This window comes from Kribbella italica, assembly GCF_014205135.1.
GTDB lineage: Bacteria > Actinomycetota > Actinomycetes > Propionibacteriales > Kribbellaceae > Kribbella > Kribbella italica.
On the sequence record NZ_JACHMY010000001.1, the window covers coordinates 2094618 to 2110830 of the forward strand.

General features: G+C 71.1%; 12 protein-coding genes. 5 read left to right on the plus strand and 7 right to left on the minus strand.

The genetic code is table 11. The annotated features are described in order from the left end of the window. Window positions 1–76: 76 nt before the first annotated feature. Window positions 77–1495, minus strand: a complete 1419-nt coding sequence (locus HDA39_RS09860; RefSeq protein ID WP_184794920.1) for an APC family permease — start codon at window positions 1493–1495, stop codon at window positions 77–79. A gap of 33 nt (window positions 1496–1528) precedes the next feature. Between HDA39_RS09860 and HDA39_RS09865 the strand changes: the two genes are divergently transcribed. Continuing rightward, window positions 1529–2479 carry a DUF389 domain-containing protein gene (locus tag HDA39_RS09865; protein WP_184805796.1) on the plus strand — a complete coding sequence of 317 codons (951 nt, stop codon included), beginning with the start codon at window positions 1529–1531 and terminating at the stop codon, window positions 2477–2479. 36 nt (window positions 2480–2515) lie between these two features. On the opposite strand, the gene HDA39_RS09870 is transcribed toward HDA39_RS09865, so the two are convergent. Then, on the minus strand, window positions 2516–5749 hold the full coding sequence (locus HDA39_RS09870; RefSeq protein ID WP_184794921.1) for a S8 family serine peptidase: 3234 nt from the start codon (window positions 5747–5749) through the stop codon (window positions 2516–2518). Between the two features lie 87 nt (window positions 5750–5836). Here HDA39_RS09870 and HDA39_RS09875 point away from each other — a divergent pair, with 87 nt between their 5' ends. Then, complete coding sequence (locus HDA39_RS09875; protein WP_184794922.1) at window positions 5837–6784, plus strand: LuxR C-terminal-related transcriptional regulator; 948 nt, start codon at window positions 5837–5839, stop codon at window positions 6782–6784. On the opposite strand, the gene HDA39_RS09880 is transcribed toward HDA39_RS09875, so the two are convergent. The 3 genes from HDA39_RS09880 to HDA39_RS09890 all read right to left on the minus strand — a co-directional run bounded on the left by HDA39_RS09880 (window position 6781) and on the right by HDA39_RS09890 (window position 9227). After that, complete coding sequence (locus tag HDA39_RS09880; protein WP_184794923.1) at window positions 6781–7401, minus strand: HNH endonuclease family protein; 621 nt, start codon at window positions 7399–7401, stop codon at window positions 6781–6783. The two genes, HDA39_RS09875 and HDA39_RS09880, sit on opposite strands and share 4 nt — an antisense overlap. 105 nt (window positions 7402–7506) lie before the next feature. Then, complete coding sequence (locus tag HDA39_RS09885; RefSeq protein WP_184794924.1) at window positions 7507–8274, minus strand: peroxide stress protein YaaA; 768 nt, start codon at window positions 8272–8274, stop codon at window positions 7507–7509. After that, window positions 8271–9227, minus strand: coding sequence for an aldo/keto reductase (locus HDA39_RS09890; protein ID WP_238356018.1), 957 nt, complete (start codon window positions 9225–9227; stop codon window positions 8271–8273). Before HDA39_RS09890 ends, HDA39_RS09885 begins: the two co-directional genes overlap by 4 nt. Window positions 9228–9293: 66 nt before the next feature. On the opposite strand from HDA39_RS09890, the gene pepN reads away from it, so the two are divergent. The 3 genes from pepN (at window position 9294) to HDA39_RS09905 (ending at window position 14467) form a co-directional block, all read left to right on the plus strand. Further along, complete coding sequence (pepN, locus tag HDA39_RS09895) at window positions 9294–11759, plus strand: aminopeptidase N (protein WP_184794925.1); 2466 nt, start codon at window positions 9294–9296, stop codon at window positions 11757–11759. Window positions 11760–11933: 174 nt separating this feature from the next. After that, window positions 11934–13775: a septation protein SepH gene (gene sepH / locus HDA39_RS09900; RefSeq protein ID WP_184794926.1), complete on the plus strand. Its 1842-nt coding sequence runs from the start codon at window positions 11934–11936 to the stop codon at window positions 13773–13775. A gap of 278 nt (window positions 13776–14053) precedes the next feature. Then, window positions 14054–14467, plus strand: a complete 414-nt coding sequence (locus tag HDA39_RS09905) for a hypothetical protein (RefSeq protein WP_184794927.1) — start codon at window positions 14054–14056, stop codon at window positions 14465–14467. Between the two features lie 28 nt (window positions 14468–14495). Here HDA39_RS09905 and HDA39_RS09910 read toward each other — a convergent pair whose 3' ends face one another. Both HDA39_RS09910 and HDA39_RS09915 read right to left on the minus strand, forming a co-directional pair. Next, entirely contained in the window at window positions 14496–15401 is a 906-nt protein-coding gene (locus HDA39_RS09910) for an SDR family NAD(P)-dependent oxidoreductase (RefSeq protein ID WP_184794928.1), read from the minus strand. After that, window positions 15398–16210: an NAD(P)H-binding protein gene (locus HDA39_RS09915; protein WP_184794929.1), complete on the minus strand. Its 813-nt coding sequence runs from the start codon at window positions 16208–16210 to the stop codon at window positions 15398–15400. The genes HDA39_RS09910 and HDA39_RS09915 overlap by 4 nt, the downstream gene beginning before the upstream one ends. Between the last annotated feature and the right edge of the window lie 3 nt (window positions 16211–16213).

The window sequence follows — 16213 nt, forward strand, 5'->3', positions numbered from 1 at the left end:
CCGCCCTCTGGAGAAGAGGACGGGGCTTCGGTGGGGACTACTTGAAAGACGTTGCCTTGCGAGGTGTGGCCTGGGGTCAGTTGACCGGGCCGCTGGGGTCGATGTGGCTGGGGTCGAAGTCCGACTTCCGGTGGAAGACGTACTTGTTCAGCAGCCACGTCAGCGCCCACAGGCCGATGCCGACGACCATCAGCCAGCCGGCGATCTTGTAGTCGTTGCCGGCGCGGCCCGACAGCGGGCTGGCCAGGTAGACGCACAGGATCACACCGAGGACCGGCAGCGCGGTCGGCGCCTTGAAGTGCTTGTGCTCGACCGGGTCACGGCGCAGCACCAGGACAGCGACGTTGACGACCGCGAACACGCACAGCAGCAGCAAGGCCGTCGTCCCGCCGAGGGCGGTCAGGTCGGCGTACCCGATCAGGAAGAACGCGAGCAGCGTGGTGAACAGGATCGCCACCCACGGCGTACGGCGCTTGTGCAGCACCCGGCCGAGCGGTCCGGGCAGGACCTTCTCGTGCGACATCCCGTACAGCAGGCGGCTGGCCATCAGCATGTTGATCAGCGCGGAGTTGGCGACCGCGAACATCGTGATCCAGGCGAACAACTGCAGCGGGAAGTTCGGCGCGCCGGCCTCGATCACCTTCAGCAGCGGGGTCGAGCCCTTGTTCAGGTCCTCCGGCGAGACCAGCGTGACCGCGGAGATCGCGACCAGCACGTAGATCACACCGGTCACCGACAGGCCGATCAGCATGATCTTCGGGAAGATCTTGACCGGGTCCTTGGTCTCCTCGGCCATGTTCACCGAGTCCTCGAAGCCGACCATCGCGAAGAACGCCAGCGCGGTCGCCGCCGTCACCGCGCCGAACGCGTTGTCGCCCTCGGGGGTGCGGAACTCGGTCAGCCGCGAGGTGTCGCCGTCACCGCCGGCGATCGCCCACACGCCGACGCCGATCACGATCAGCAGACCGGTCAGCTCGACACAGGTCAGGACGACGTTCGCCTTGACGCTCTCGCCGACCCCGCGAAGGTTGACCAGGGCAATCAACGCCATGAACGCCAGCGCGGTGATCATCAGCAGCGAGCCGCGATCGGGGTCGAGCTTGACCGCGGAGAAGAAGTTCGCCGCGAACGCCTTCGACGCGCTCGAGGCCGAGGTCAGCCCGGAGCACATCACCGCGAAGGTGAGCAGGAAGGTGAGGAAGTGGATGCCGAACGCCTTGTGCGTGTAGACCGCGGCGCCACCGGCCTTCGGGTACTTGGTCACCAGCTCCAGATAGCTCGTTGCCGTCAGCATCGCGACGATGAACGCGCACAGGAACGGCAGCCAGACCGCGCCGCCGACCTCACCCGCGACCTTGCCGGTCAGCGCGTACACCCCGGTACCGAGGATGTCGCCGACCACGAACAGCAGCAGCAGCCCGGGTCCCATCACCCGCTTCAGTTCCGGACGGTCCGGCGCGGCCTCCGTCGTTGCCGCGCTGGTGCTCTCGCTCATCCTGCCTCCTCGGCAAGCCATGATGGGGCGGTGATGCATCTTCGTCTCATCGTCCCACCGGATCGCACCACGCGCGTCCTGGACACGCTCGTCGCCGACCCACGGGTGACCAGCATCGTCACCCTGCCCGGCGCCGCGCGCCGGCCGGCCGGTGACGTCGTCGAGTGCGACGTGACCCGCGAGGCCACCTCGGACGTCCTGACCTGGTTGAAGAAGCAAGGACTGTACGACGACGGCTCGGTCGCCGTGACCGAGGTCGGAGCGACGCCGTCCCACAACGCGCGGGCCACCGAGAAGGCCGCACCGGGTGCACCGGACGACGCGGTGATCTGGGACGCGGTCGTCGACCAGGCCTACAACGAGGCGTCCGGCTCGTGGGCCTACTACGCGTTCCTCACCCTGGCCACGATGATCGCGGCCGTTGCCGTCGTCACCGACTCGTCGATCCTGGTGGTCGGCGCGATGGTCGTGGGGCCCGAGTTCGGCGTCGTCGCGGCGCTGGCGGTCGGGATCGCGCTGGGCCGGGGCAATCTCGCGCTCGGGTCGCTGCGGATGCTCGCGCAGGGGTTCGTGCTGGCGATCGTGCTGACGATGCTGATGGCGTTGCTCGCTCGCGCGGCCGGCTGGATCGACACCGCCGACGTCGAGGCCGCACGGCCGCTGACCGGGTTCATCTGGCGACCGGATCGCTGGTCGGCGGTGGTCGCCGTACTGGCCGGGTGTGCCGGGGTGCTGTCGCAGACCGCCGGCCGGTCGAACGCGCTGGTCGGGGTGTTCATCTCGGTGACGACCGTTCCGGCCGCGGGCGATCTCGCGTTGTCGACGGCGTTGTGGGCGCCGGGTCAGATCGGCGGCGCGGCGGCCCAGCTCGGGATCAACCTGGCGGGGATGACGGCGGCCGGCGTCGTGACGCTCGTGCTGCAGCGGACGATCTGGCGGGAGTACCTGCGGCGTAAGGGGGCCGGGCGCGGGGTTGAGGCTTGACCAGGCGTCCCCTGCCCGGTCCCCCGCGCCCGGCGGTCAGGTGACCGGGATCGCGTTCAGCACGGTCTGGTTGATGCTGCCACCGGCCGCGTCGGTCGCAACAGCTCGAAGCGACAACGTTTTCCCGGGCAGGACGGACCACGGCGGGACCAGTGCCGTGTACTTCCCGGCGACCGGTACGACGAGCGCCTGCGTCCAGCGGCGACCGTTGTCGGCGGAGTACCAGAGCTTCGCGCCGGTGACCCGGGATGCGGTCGAGCCGGTGAGGTGATCGACGAGCAAGTCGATCGTGAGCGGTCTCCACGCAGGAGCGCGGCCGAAGCCGTCGACGGTCGCGTCGTACCCGACCTGCAGGAGAGCGGGCGGTACGCCGGTGGCCTTGGTGGGATCGGGGGCCGCGGACGTGTAGTTCCAGATCGTCGACGCCTTGTCCGCGGTCGGGAAGATCGCGGGGTCGAGGGTCCAGCTCTGTTCCAGGCGGAAGCGTGCTGATGCGCGCGGAACGGGGAAGTACGCCGACCCGGCGGCGGCCTCACCGACCGGAATGCCGTTGCGAGACAGCGCGATCCGGCGCTCCTTGTACGCCGACGCCGGGGGCTTGCTGCGGTGGAAGGCGTCGCCCAGGCCGACGTCGGCGAACATCGAGGTCTGCGAGTGCGAGGCGACGAACATCGTCGGGTGCAGCGTGAGTCCGAAGCTTCGGTCGACGCGAGCCCTGCTGGGGAACGGGAGGTTCTCGCGGTCGCACAGGTCGGTGCCGGTGGCGGCGGTCAGGCACTGATTCCAGAGGGCGCCGGGGTCGGCAGTCAGGAGCTCGAACTGGCGTGACGGGACCTGGACCGGTCGGCGGCTGACCCAGCCGACGCGCGACTCCTTGGTGGCCCAGGCGCGCGTGACCACTTGCCGGCCGGTGCCGGAGACGGAGCCGAAGGTGTTGTCGACGCGGGCCATCCGGGCGACGTCCTGACGGGTGAGTTTCGAGGCGAGGGGGAAGTGGTCCTTCACCAGGAGCAGTTCGTACGCCGCTGTGGTGCTGGGACCGGTGGGTTCGAGGCGCCAGCGGTTGGAGGCTTCGAACGAGCCGGTGCCGGTGAGCTTCGTGGTCGGCTGGATGAAGACGGTGCCGGCGGCGATCTGCTCGGGGGTGAAGAAGTAGAAGTCGCTGACGCCGCGACTGTCGGCATGGCGAGAGACGCTCACCGCGGATTCGGTCAGCCGGGTCGGTTGTCCCTCGATGGCCGGCGCGCGCAGTCCTTGGGCTCGTCGGGCGTCGATGAGGTAGGAGGTGTCACCGGTGATCGTCAGCTCTGCGGTGCCCGCCAAAGAGAAGGTGCTGCCGGTGGTGACGGCTGACAGGAGGCTCCAGCGGCCGGGCGCAAGGCGGACCTTCGCTGTTCCTTGGGCGTCGAGGGTCAGGTTGTTCGAGTTGCCGGTGACGTAGTCGAAGGCGGTGACCTTGCCGCCGGCGTACGGGGTGCCGTTGCGGTCGAGGACCTTGACGGTCAGGTCGTAGCGCGGCGGTTCGTCGTACAGGCCGAGGGCGAGGCGGAGGTCGCCGAGGGAGACAGTGCCTTCCCAGCGGTCGTCGGGGAGCAGCGCCGGGTCGACCGTGATCCGGGTCGAGGCGGAACTGCCGGCAGGGATCGTCAGGGTCGGCGGCTCGGCCGTCACGGCGTCGGCTGGAGCAGTAACCGACGAGGGGCTGCGTTCGACATCGGTGACGGGGAGCGTGACGGGTGCCGTGCCGGAGTTGGTGACGGTGACGACCTGGCTGCGCGGCTGCTTGTCCGGGTGGCGGAGGTAGGCGAAGTCGAGCGACGCGAGATCCGTCGACAGCGTCGACTGGCGGGCGAGGTCGAGCCGGCCGTTGCCGAGGGTCCAGCCGGCACCGGCCGGAGCGGTCGAGGCGACGACGGCGGTCTTGAGCTGCTGCCAGGTCTTCGAGGGATGCTCCTGAAGCAGGAGCGCGGCGGCGCCGGTGACCAGCGGCGTTGCCTGGGACGTACCGGACATCGGCACGTACAGCTCGCCGTCGCGAGCCCCGGCCTTCGCGCCAGGGATGTTGACGCCGGGTGCGGCGAGGTCGGGCTTCAGCCGGTACGTGCCCTTGGTGGGACCCTCGCTGGAGAAGTTCGCCTGCCGATCGGCGGCGTCGACGGCTCCCACGGTCAGCGCCGAGGCCGCGATGCCCGGGCTGCCGATCGTGTACGGCGTCGCACCGAAGTTGCCGCGGTTACCAGCGGCCGCGACGAACAGCGTGCCGTACGACGCGGTCAGCCGGTCCAGCGCCGTCGAGACCAGGTCGTCGCCGTCACCAGGGGTCGAGCTGAGGCTGAGGTTGACCAGATCGGCCCCTTGAGCCGCAGCCCACTCCATACCGGCGATCACCCACGACTCCTGCCCGAAACCGTCCGCGGCGAGCACCTTGCCCGAGCTCAGCTCGGCGGCCGGGGCGATCCCTCGGCGAGCGCCGTCGGAGCCCGCGCCGCTGCCGACGACGAGCGAGGCAACGTGCGTGCCGTGGCCGTTGTCGTCCTCGGCGCTCGCGCGGCCGGCGTGGTCCTCCTGGGCGCTTGCGGTGAAGTCCTCGGCCGCCGCGACCTTGCCGGCCAGCGCGGGATGACCCGAGTCGACACCGGTATCGAGTACGGCGACCTTCACCCCCCGTCCGTCGAGCCCGCGAGCCCAGGCCGCCGGCGCCTGCACCTGCTCGAGGTACGAATCTGACGTTGAGGTAGAGGGTGAGGCCACCGAGGTCGCCGCGAGCTTGCGGTCGAGCCAGATCTTGCCGGTCGAACGACCGAGAGTGGGTTGGCTGTTCTTGGCGATCGTTCCGGCCGTGGCGTTGATGCTGGTCAACTGACGAGCCGACCGCAGACCGAGGCCGGCGTTCGCCGTGATCACCGGCAGATCGGCCCGGTGCGCGTCGTCGTACCGCATCTCGACCAGGCCGGTGACGTCGAACAGCGCCGGGTCGAGGACCGAGGGGACCAGGTCGGCGACCGTCGACGGGATCACCGTCACGCGGCCGGCGTCGCGGCGTACGGAGAACGCGGTGCCCTGAACTTTCGGCTCGATCCGGACGTCGGACCCGTCGACCACCACCTTGTCGCCGGTGAGCAGCGTGACCGTCGCGGAGGGTTCCACCACGGCCGGCGGGACGGCGCCGGCCGGGGGAACTGTCGCCGCGCCCGCGGTCCAGGGGAGACCGGTGATGAGCACGGCGACGACCAGGGAAACACGCGGGACGACGGAGCGGAGGCGTGGCACTCCCCTGTGGTATCGAATCCACGGTGGTCCATGCCACGAGATAGCGTGTCGGATGCCGGACATGTCCACTACTGGTCAGGAGGTCACATGCTCGAGTCCGTCGGAGTTTCCGCCGAGGACGAAGCCGCCTACCGGGCGCTCCTGGCCCTGCCCGGCTGCTGCCTGAACGACCTCGCCCAGCGCGTCGGCCGCTCCCCCGGCGACCTGCGCCCCACCGTAGACCGCCTCGAGGAGCTCGGGCTGCTCACGAGGACGTCCGACGAGCCGTCACGGCTGCTGCCGACCAGACCCGACGTCGCGGTCGACGCCCTGGTCGCCGTACGGCGTGCTGAACTGGACCGGGTGCGGGCCGAGGCACGCGAGCTGCTGTCGGAGCTGCGCGCGCAGGAGCAGCACCGGCCGGACAACCTGGTCGAGGTGATCGTCGGGCAGGAGGCGATCGCGGCCCGGTTCGCGCAGCTGCTGAACCAGACCAAGGACCAACTGCTGGTGCTCGACCGGCCGCCGTACGCGTCGGGGGTCGAGCAGTCCGACACCACGGTCCGTGGGCTGCTGAGCGCGGGCGTGAGCGTGCGGGGCATCTACTCCCCCGACTCCCTGGAGGTCGGCGGCGTCGACGAGGCGTACAGCGCGGCCGACGCCGGCGAGAGCTCGCGGGTGCATCCGCAGGTGCCGATGAAGCTGGCGATCTTCGACTCCACGGCCGCGCTGCTGCCGCTGTCGGTGGACGCGCTCGTCGACAGCGCGCTCGTCGTTCACCCGTGTGCGCTGCTGGACGCGCTGATCGAGATGTTCAGGTTGCTGTGGGACCAGGCGGCGCCGATGGCTCCGGCGGTCCGCGATCCGCTCGACGCGCGGTTGATGACGCTGCTGGCCGCCGGCTTCAAGGACGACGCGATCGCCCGGCAGCTCGCACTGAGCAGCCGGACGGTCGGCCGCCGGGTCGCCGAATTGATGGAGACGCTGGGCGCCCGGACCCGCTTCCAGGCCGGCATCCACGCCCAGCGCCGCCAGCTGCTCGACCCGGACTCCTAGCAGGCGGCGAGCATGCCCTGGAGGGCTGTCTTCTCGGCCGACTGCAGGGACAGGCCGTAGGTGTACTTCACCCAGATCCACTCGCGCGCGTAGATGCAGTGGACGGAGGCGTTGGTGGGCTTCCACTCCGACGGGTCCCGGTCGCTCTTCGAGCGGTTGCTCGACGCCGACACCGCGATCAGCTGCGCGATGCTCCGGTCGTTGGCGAACTGCTGGCGCTTGGCCGTCGTCCAGCCGTTCGCGCCCGACTTCCACGCCTCGGCGAGCGGGACGATGTGGTCGATGTCGATCGCGGAGTCGTCCTCGACGTACGTCGCGTCGTACACGCTGTACCAGCGGCCGGCGGTCGGTTCGCACTGGGCGTCGACGCTCACGCCGGTGCCGTCGCGCTTGATCACCTCGTCGCGGGTGTCGCAGGTGCCGGAGACGGTGATCCAGTGCGGGAACAGGTCCCGGCCGTAGCCCGAGGTCGAGCCCTCGGTCTTGACCGTCAGCGACGCGAGCTGCGTCTGCGCCGTACTGGCGGGCGGCGGGTCGGGCGGGTAGGCCAGGGCGGTTCCGGCGCCGACGACCCAGGTGGTGGCCACGGCGGTGGCGAAGATGGTCTTGCGTCGCATCGGTCAGGTCCTCCGAGGGTTGGGCGGATCCCCCCTGACGAGCTGCCTCAAGCCTTCCCCGGGTCCGGCGCGCCGGAAACCACCTGACGGTGAAGGATCGGTGAATCAGTCGTGCTCGACGACCGTCAGCGTCCAGCCGGCACCGGTCCGGTCCAGCTCCACGTTCCACTGCTCACCGATCAGCTTCTGCAGCGCCTTCGGCGTCCCGGGATCCTTGCCGGACTCCAGCAGGTACCGCGCGACCAGGCCGCGGGTGTGCTTCGCCATGTGCGACACGACCGAGCGGACGCCGGCCCGCTCGCGGACCACCGACACCGCGACCCACTTGGCGGCCAGGTCGTCGGCCGGGCGCCAAGCGGCGGCGTACGTCGACGAGCGGCAGTCGACGATCACGCTCCTGCCGACCGCGGCGTCGAGACTCGCGCGCAGCGGATCACGCCAGACCGACGCGAGCGGCCCGAGACCCGGCAGCGTCGTCCCCATCGAGAGCCGGTACGGCGGGACGCGGTCGCTCATCCGCAGCGCGCCCCACGCGCCCGAGACGACGAGGAGCCGGCTGTTCGCCCGGCGCTTCGACCCCGGGGACAACCTGGCGTAGCCGAGTGCGTCGTACAGGACACCCGAGTACAGCTCCGACGCCGGCACCGCGGGCTCGGACCGCCAGTGGATGTTCCGCTCGACCTCGTGCGCCAGCGACGGACCCACCCCCAGTACGCCGAACGCGTCGCTGCTCGCCGACACCTTCGCCAGCGCGTCGAGCACCAGCTCGCGCGTCGGGTTCAGCTCCGGGAACGACAGCGACTCCAGCTCGATCGACCGGCCGCGCGTGCGACCGGTCTTGCCCTCGGAGGGCGGGAGAAGGATCAGGGTCACGTCAGCTCGTCCAGCACGGCCAGGTCGTCGAGGGTCGGCTCCCACAGGCCGGCTGCGACGTTCTGCGCGATCTGCTCCGGCCGGGTCGCGCCGGCGATCACCGAGGCGACCGCAGGCTGCGCGGCCAGGCCGCCGATCGCGACGTCGAGCAGCGTGAGGTCGCGCTCGGCCGCGAAGGTCTCCAGCGCCTCGATCTTGTCGAAGTCGGCGCGGGCCAGCCGCTCGGGCATCTTGGCCAGGCGGGTGCCGTCGGGAGCGTCGGCGCCACGCTTGTACTTGCCGGTCAGCAGGCCAGACTCGAGCGGGAAGTACGGCAGGATCCCGATCCCGAGGTGCTCGCAGGCGGGGACCAGCTCGTCCTCGACGTCCCGGTCGAGCAGGGAGTACTTGTTCTGCGCGCTGATGAAGTGCTCGTTGCCACCGGACCGCGCGGCCCAGTCGGCGTCGACGACCTGCCAGCCCGCGAACTGCGAGCTGCCGACGTAGCGAACCTTGCCCTCGGCAACGAGCTCGGTCAGCGCGGCCAGCGTCTCCTCGATCGGCGTGACCGGGTCCGGCACGTGCAGCTGGTAGAGGTCGATCCAGTCCGTACCGAGCCGGCGCAGGCTCGCCTCGACCGCCTTGCGGAGGTAGCGCCGCGAACCGCGCACGCCCCAGTCCGGCCCGTTCTCGCCCTTCATGTCACCGCCGAACTTCGTGGCGATCACCACCTCGTCGCGGCGCGACCCGAGCGCGTCGCCGAGGATCTGCTCGCTGAACCCCAGCTCGCCGCGGTACACGTCGGCGGTGTCGAACAGCGTGATGCCGGCGTCCACGGCAGCGGTCACGACGGTCCGCGCCTGCTCGGCGTCGATCCGTCCACCGAAGTTGTTGCAGCCCAGTCCGACCACACTGACGGTCAGGCCGGAGTCACCCAGCTGGCGGTACTCCATGTCGGCTCCTAGGTCGGTCATGAACAAAACTTTGTCACGCCCAAACCCTCTCGATGCCGCTGGGGTGGTCGGCATAGAGTGCCGACCATGCCGAGTCTCACAGTCGACGGCGCCCTCACCCGGGCCGCCGCACTCACCGTCCACAGCTACGACGTCGATCTCGACCTGACCCGCGGCGACCGCGTGTTCGGGTCCGTCACCCGGATCGCCTTCGCCGCGACCGGCGACAGCACGTGGCTGGACGTCCGGCCCGACGAGCTGCTCACGGTGACCCTGAACGGGACGCCGGTCGACGTCGCCGGGCTGAACGACGGACGGCTCGAGCTGACCGGCCTGGCCGCGGACAACGAGCTGGTCGTGGACGCGACGATGCTCTACTCCAACGACGGCGAGGGGCTGCACCGCAGCGTCGACGCGGCCGACGGCCTGGTCTACCTGTACGCGATGTCGTTCCTCGAGGCCGCGCCGCGGATCTTCGCCTGCTTCGACCAGCCTGACCTCAAGGCGCCGTACCGGCTGAAGGTGACCGCCCCGACCGAGTGGGTCGTCCTCGGCAACGGCGCGGCCCGGCAGGTCTCCCCCGGTCGCTGGGAGCTCGCCGAGACCAAGCCGCTGTCGACGTACTTCGTCACGCTGGTCGCCGGCCCGTACCACCAGCTGCTCGACGAGCACGACGGCATCCCGCTCGGCGTCGTCGCGCGGCAGTCGCTGAAGGACGCGCTCGACCGCGAGGCCGAGGACATCTTCGAGGTGACCAAGCAGGCCTTCGACGAGTTCCACCAGCTGTTCGGCTACCGCTACCCGTTCGGCGAGTACCACCAGGCGTTCGTGCCGGAGTTCAACGCCGGCGCGATGGAGAACCCGGGCTGCGTGACGTTCCGCGACTCGATGGTGTTCCGCTCCGCCGCGACCGACTCCGAGCGGTCCAACCGGGCCCGGACGATCGTGCACGAGATGGCCCACCAGTGGTTCGGTGACACCGTCACGATGAAGTGGTGGAACGACCTGTGGCTGAACGAGTCGTTCGCCGAGTACATGGCGCACCGGGTCTCGACCAAGGCCACCAAGTACGCCGACAACTGGATCGACTTCGCCTTCATCCGCCGCTGGTGGGGACTGCAGGCCGACCAGCGCACGTCGACCCACCCGGTCGCCTCCGACCCGGGCAAGGACGCCGCCGCGTCGCTGGACGACTTCGACGGCATCTCGTACGCCAAGGGCGCCGCCGTCCTGAAGCAGCTGGCCGCCTACCTCGGTGACGACGTGTTCCTGGCCGGCGTCCGGGCGCACATCGAGGCGGCGGAGTTCGGCAACGCGACCTTTGCCGACCTGGTCGCGAAGTGGACCGACGCCGGGGCCGTCGGGCTCGAGGCGTGGGCGCAGGCCTGGCTGCGAACGCCGGGGCTGGACACGATCAGCGCCGAACGCACCGCCACCGGCGTACTGCTGCGGCGGACCGCTCCGGCGCAGTACCCGGCCGACCGGCCGCACAAGTTCACGATCGGCGCGTACGACGCCGACGGGCAGCTGGTCGCCTCCGCGCCGGTGCTGCTCGACGCCGCCGAGGTCCCGGTCGAGCTCGACCTGGCCGGCGCCGTCGTGATCGTGCCGGACTGCGCCGACGACACCTGGGCGAAGATCCGGCTCGACGAGCAGACGCTCGCGCAGCTGGCCGCCGTCCTGCCGAAGATCGAGGACGGGGTCACCCGGGCGGTCGTGTTCAACAGCCTGCGCGACGCGACCGCGGACGCCGAGCTGGACCCGCGGACCGGGTTCGACGCCGTGCTCTCGGCGCTGCCGAGCGAGACCAGCGACATCGCGGTCGGCTCGATGGTCAGCTGGGTGCTGGCGCACCTGGCCGGGTTCGTCCTGCCGTACGAGGAGTCGCGGGCGCGGTTGTCCGCCGTACTGACCGAGCGGCTGGGCACGGTCGAGGCCGGCAGCAGCGTGCAGCTGCAGGTCCTGCGGTCGACGATCCGTACGACGGCCGACGTCGACCTGCTGCAGGGGTGGCTCACCGGCACCGACGTACCGGACGGGATCACCGTCGACGCCGACCTGCGCTGGCTGATCACGCTGCAGCTCGCGCGGCTCGGCGCGATCGACGACGCCGGCATCGACGCCGAACTGGCCCGCGACACCTCCTCGGAGGGCGTCGTGCACGCGACCCGGTGCCGCGCGGCGCTGCCGACGGCCGAGGCCAAGGAGCGCGCCTGGGCGCAGCTCACGACCGATGCCGACCTGTCCAACTACGAGCTGTACGCCGCCGCCGAGGGGTTCTGGAACCCGGCGCGGACCGACCTGACGGCGCCGTACGTCGAGCGGTTCTTCGCCGAGATCGCCGGGACCGAGAAGCTGCGGTCGGGCTGGGTCGTTGCGCGGTCGGCGCAGCTCGCGTTCCCGGTGTACGCGGTCGACGAATCGACCGCGCGGCTGGCCGCGGGACTGGTCGCCGACGAGACCGTTTCGGCCGGGATCCGGCGCTCGGTCGGGGACCGTGCGGACGATCTGGACCGGGCGCTCGCGGTGCGGACGGCGTACCCGGTCGGCTGATCACTACGGGTTGTGACTAGTGTGACTGGTGTGACCAGAAGGACCCCGCTGAGCAGGCACGATGTGATTTCGTGACGTAACCTCCACAATGACCGCCCGGCACGGCGCGCCGGTCTTGGTCAGGCAGCACGTCACGGGAGAGACTGTCGAGAACCGCACAGGAGAACATAGGCAATGCGCGAGGCGAGGCTCGTCGGTCTGAGCCAGGACGGCACCAAGCTGGTCCTGGCCGTGGCCGAGACGGGTGAGGAGTTCGCCGTCCCGGTCGACGACCGGTTGCGTGCGGCCCTGCGCGGCGACCGTGCCCGACTCGGCCAGCTGGAGATTCAAATGGAGAGCGCGCTGCGCCCACGAGACATCCAGGCTCGTATCCGCGCCGGCGAAAGTCCCGAGGCGGTCGCGGCCGTCGCCCAGATGCCGATGGAACGGGTGATGGCGTTCGCCGGCCCGGTCCTGGCCGAGCGCGACCACGTCGCGAACCTGGCCCAGCGCGCCTCCGTCCGGCGTCGCGGTGGTGGGGACGCTCCGACCCGCAACCTCGGCGCCTGGGTGACCGAGCGGCTGCGGATCCGCGGTGTGGATCCGGCCGCGGCCGAGTGGGACGCCTGGCGGCGCGAGGACGGCCGCTGGGCGGTTCGCGTGTCGTACCCGGTGGCCGAGGACGACGAGAAGGTCGCCATGTTCGCCTACGACGCTCCGGGGCGGTACGCCGTACCGGACGACGACGAGGCGCGCTGGCTGGTCGGCGAGCAGGCGCAGGTGCTGCCGCCGCAGCAGCCGGAGCGGCGGTTGACCGCGGTCGCCGACATCGACCTGTCGCTGGCGCCGGACCACGGGGCGGACAGCTACGAGGCCGCTGGGTTCGAGGACACGGTCAACCTGACGCGGGCCCGCCAGCAGTACGCGCGCGACAACAACCCGCGGGACTTCGGTCAGGAGATCGACCGCGACTTCGGACGCGACCCGCAGCCGCCGGTGCGCGAACCGAACCACTCGTACCCACGGGAAGCGCCCGGCCGCGAGGCGACCGGACGGGACGTCGCCCGGGACAGCGGACGAGACCTCTCCCGCGACAGCGGGCGGGACGTGGCCCGCGACAGCGGGCGGGACTTCTCGCGCGACTCGGTGCGGGAGAGCTTCACCGGGCGTGATCCGGAGCGCGGTCCGCGCCGGGTGCACTCGGTGCCGAGCCCCGACGAAGAGCCCACCCTCATCAACGTCCCGCTGGAGCCGCCGCCGGCCCTGCGCCCGACCGTGCGCGCCGTCGAACGCCCGACCCAGCCGGCCACCACCCCGCCGGAAGAACGCGCCGCCGCCCCCGAGAACCGCTTCACCGAACGCCGCACGCCGCCGCCCGAGGCTCCGGCCGAAGAGCGCGACCCCGAACGCCGCCAGGCCGACGCACGCCGCCCCGAGCCCCGCGAGGCGGAAGCCCGCCAGGCCGACCGATCGGCCGAACCCGATCGTCAGGCAGAAGCGCGCCAGAACGGGCGCTCCGACGAGCGGCGCGAGTCGCGTCAGGCGGACCCACGCCGCTCCGACGAGCAGCGTGAGCCGCGTCAAGCGGAAGCACGCCGCTCCGAAGTGCGCCAGGCCGACCGCTCGGCAGAGCCGGAGCGGCAGGTCGAGGAGGCTCGTCGTACTGAGCCTGCTCCGGCCGATCCGCGGCACCCGGAGCTCGAAGCCGAGGTCAAGGCCGCGGACCCGCGGCACCCGGAGCTTCAGCAGCCGGCGCGGCCCACGATCCCCAAGCCGTTCGACCCGCGCCGCGGCAACCAGGAGAACCGGGTCACCCAACCCACGCTCCCCACCGCCCCGGCACCCAAGCCGACCACCGACGCGCCGCCGGCCGCTAAGCCGGAGGCCCCGGCTGCCAAGCCAGAGACCCCCGCGGCTGCCGCGGAGACTCCGGCCGAGCCTGCTCCGGAGCCGAAGAAGAAGCCGGCCCGTCGAGGCTCCAAGCGCGCCAGCGTCCCCAGCTGGGACGAGATCATGTTCGGCAAGAAAGCCGACTGACTCCGCACCAACCACCAACAAGTACCAGCCACCGATCGAGGGCTGGTACTTGTTCTGGTTGGAGGCCGTCGAACAGTTCCCTCACGGACAGTCGTCTCAGATCGCGGTCGGTGTTTTGGCGTCCGCGACAAGCTCTGCCATGATCTTCCGCATGCGTATCTCGCTGTGTTGTCGCTGTTGTTGTCGCTGACGCGCGCCGTCTGAGGCGCGCGAGGCCCTGTCCATCTCCAGGCCCGCCCGCCGACACCAGCACTCACAGGATTCCGGATACCTTCCCGATGAACCTCAGCGCTTTCGCCGACCTGCTCGCGTCCCGTGGACTGCGGCTGCTGCCGGGCTCGCACGCCGTCCCGGTCGACCTCCTCGTTCAGTTGCCTGACGCAACGATCGTCCGGTTCACCGCCCGCGGCCGGACCCTGCGCCTGCGCCAGTACGCCGCCGACGCGCTCACCACGATCGCGATCCCCACCGAGTGCGGCTGCGGCGACCACCACCCGCAGACCGGCCCGAACCGCGTCACCCTCAGCGCGTACGCCGAACCACTCGCCGAGCGCCTCATCGACGGCGAACTCGTCTTCGGCTGGACCGCCCACGAAGCCGGCCTGCTCCGCCTCGCCGACGCCGCGCCGTACTTCTTCGACCTGCTCGCCGCACTCCCCCAGCACCAGCGCACCCTCGTCGGCGTCGCCTGACGCGGACTACCCCGGCCAGCGCATCCGCTCAGCGGAAGTCGGCCTGGTGATCGACCGCCCACTGCGCGAACGACCGCGGCACGCGCCCGGTGATCCGCTCGAAGTCCTCGGTCGGCGGCAACGCGCCACACCCGTCGAGGGCGTCCGCGAGCACCGCCAGCCGCCATGCGAGGTACTCCTCCGGGCACCCTTCGAGCCGCCACTGCTCCTTCGCCTGCTCAGGCGTCAGCTCCTCGAACGCCACGTCCCTCCCCAGCGCGGCGCCGATCGCCCGCACCTGCTCGACCTGCGACACCCTCGCCGGCCCGGTGATCGTGCAAGCCCGCCCGACCAGTTCGTCGGTCACCAACGCCTGGACCGCGATCTCCGCGACATCCACCTCGTGAACCCACGGATAGCCCGCTTCGCCGTACGGCGCTCGCACAGCCTCCTTCGCCTTGATCGCAGGCGCCCATCCCAACGAGTTGACCGCCAGCAGCCCCGGCCTGACATGGGTCCATTCCGCACCGGTCGCCTCGACGGCCACCTCGACCGCCCGATGAGCCGCCCGCTCCTCCTCGAGGTGGGCCTGCAGCGCGTCGACCGGCGACGCGACCGGTGCGAACCCGGCAGCCGCCGCGGAGTGCACCACGAAGCGGCTGACCCCGTGGCGCACCGCCTCGGCGACGAAACCCGCACCCGCGCCGGCGACGTACGCGAAGGGGAACACATACGCCCGGTCGACCCCACTGAGTGCCGCGGCCCAGGACTCGGGCTCCCCGAAGTCGCCCCGGACGACCTCGACGCGGGCGGCTCCGCCTGTTGCGCTACCGAGCAGCGCACGCGCAGCATCCGGCGTCCGACTCATCGCGCGGACGTCAACGCCGGCCGAAGACAACAGCCGGACCACCTCGCGCCCGATGTTGCCCGTGGCTCCGGTGACGAGAACCTTCACGCGAACGTCTCCGCGGCCCACTGCGCGAAGGTCCGCGGCGCGCGATCGGCCACCGCCTCGACCGTGTGGCTCACGTCGCGCGGCGACCCGTTGGCCTCGGCCCAGATCGCCAGCAGGGCGTCGACGATCGGCGCCGGGATGTACGGGACCGCCGCCCGCCACTCGTCGGCGGTGAGTTCACGGAGCTCGACCGGCACCCCCAAGGCGTCCGCGATGGTCCGGATCTGCTCGGCCTGGGTGATCGACTGCGGACCGGTGAGCGTGTAGTCGTGCCCGGCGTGCCGTGGGTCGGTCAGCGCCGCGGCCGCGGCATCGACGACGTCGTCGTCGTGGACGACCCCGACGTGTGCACCCGGGTACGGCAGCGCGACCTCACCGGTCTTGATCGCGTCGACCCAGTCGAGGGCGTTGGTGGCGAACACGTCGGGCCGCAGGATCGTGAGCGGCAGTCCCCCGGCGCTGTACACCTTCTCCGCCGCGCGCGGCGCCTCCGCGATCACGCCGGCGCCGGGCACGAGCACCGACAACGACGACAGCAGGACGACCTGCTCGACCTCGGCCTCGCGCAGCGCGGCGATCACACCGTCGGCGGCCTCGACGGACGGGTAGAGGAAGACCGACCGGACGCCGTCCAGCGCCGCGCGCAGCGTCTCGGGCCGGGTCAGGTCGACGCCGACCACGTCGTACGGGCGGTCGGTCGCCTGCTCCGGACGTGACGAGCCACCCCGGACGGCGACGCCGTCGCGGTGCAGTGCGGCGGCCACGCCGCGGCCGATCTTTCCGGTGACTCCGGTGACCAGGACAGTCATGGA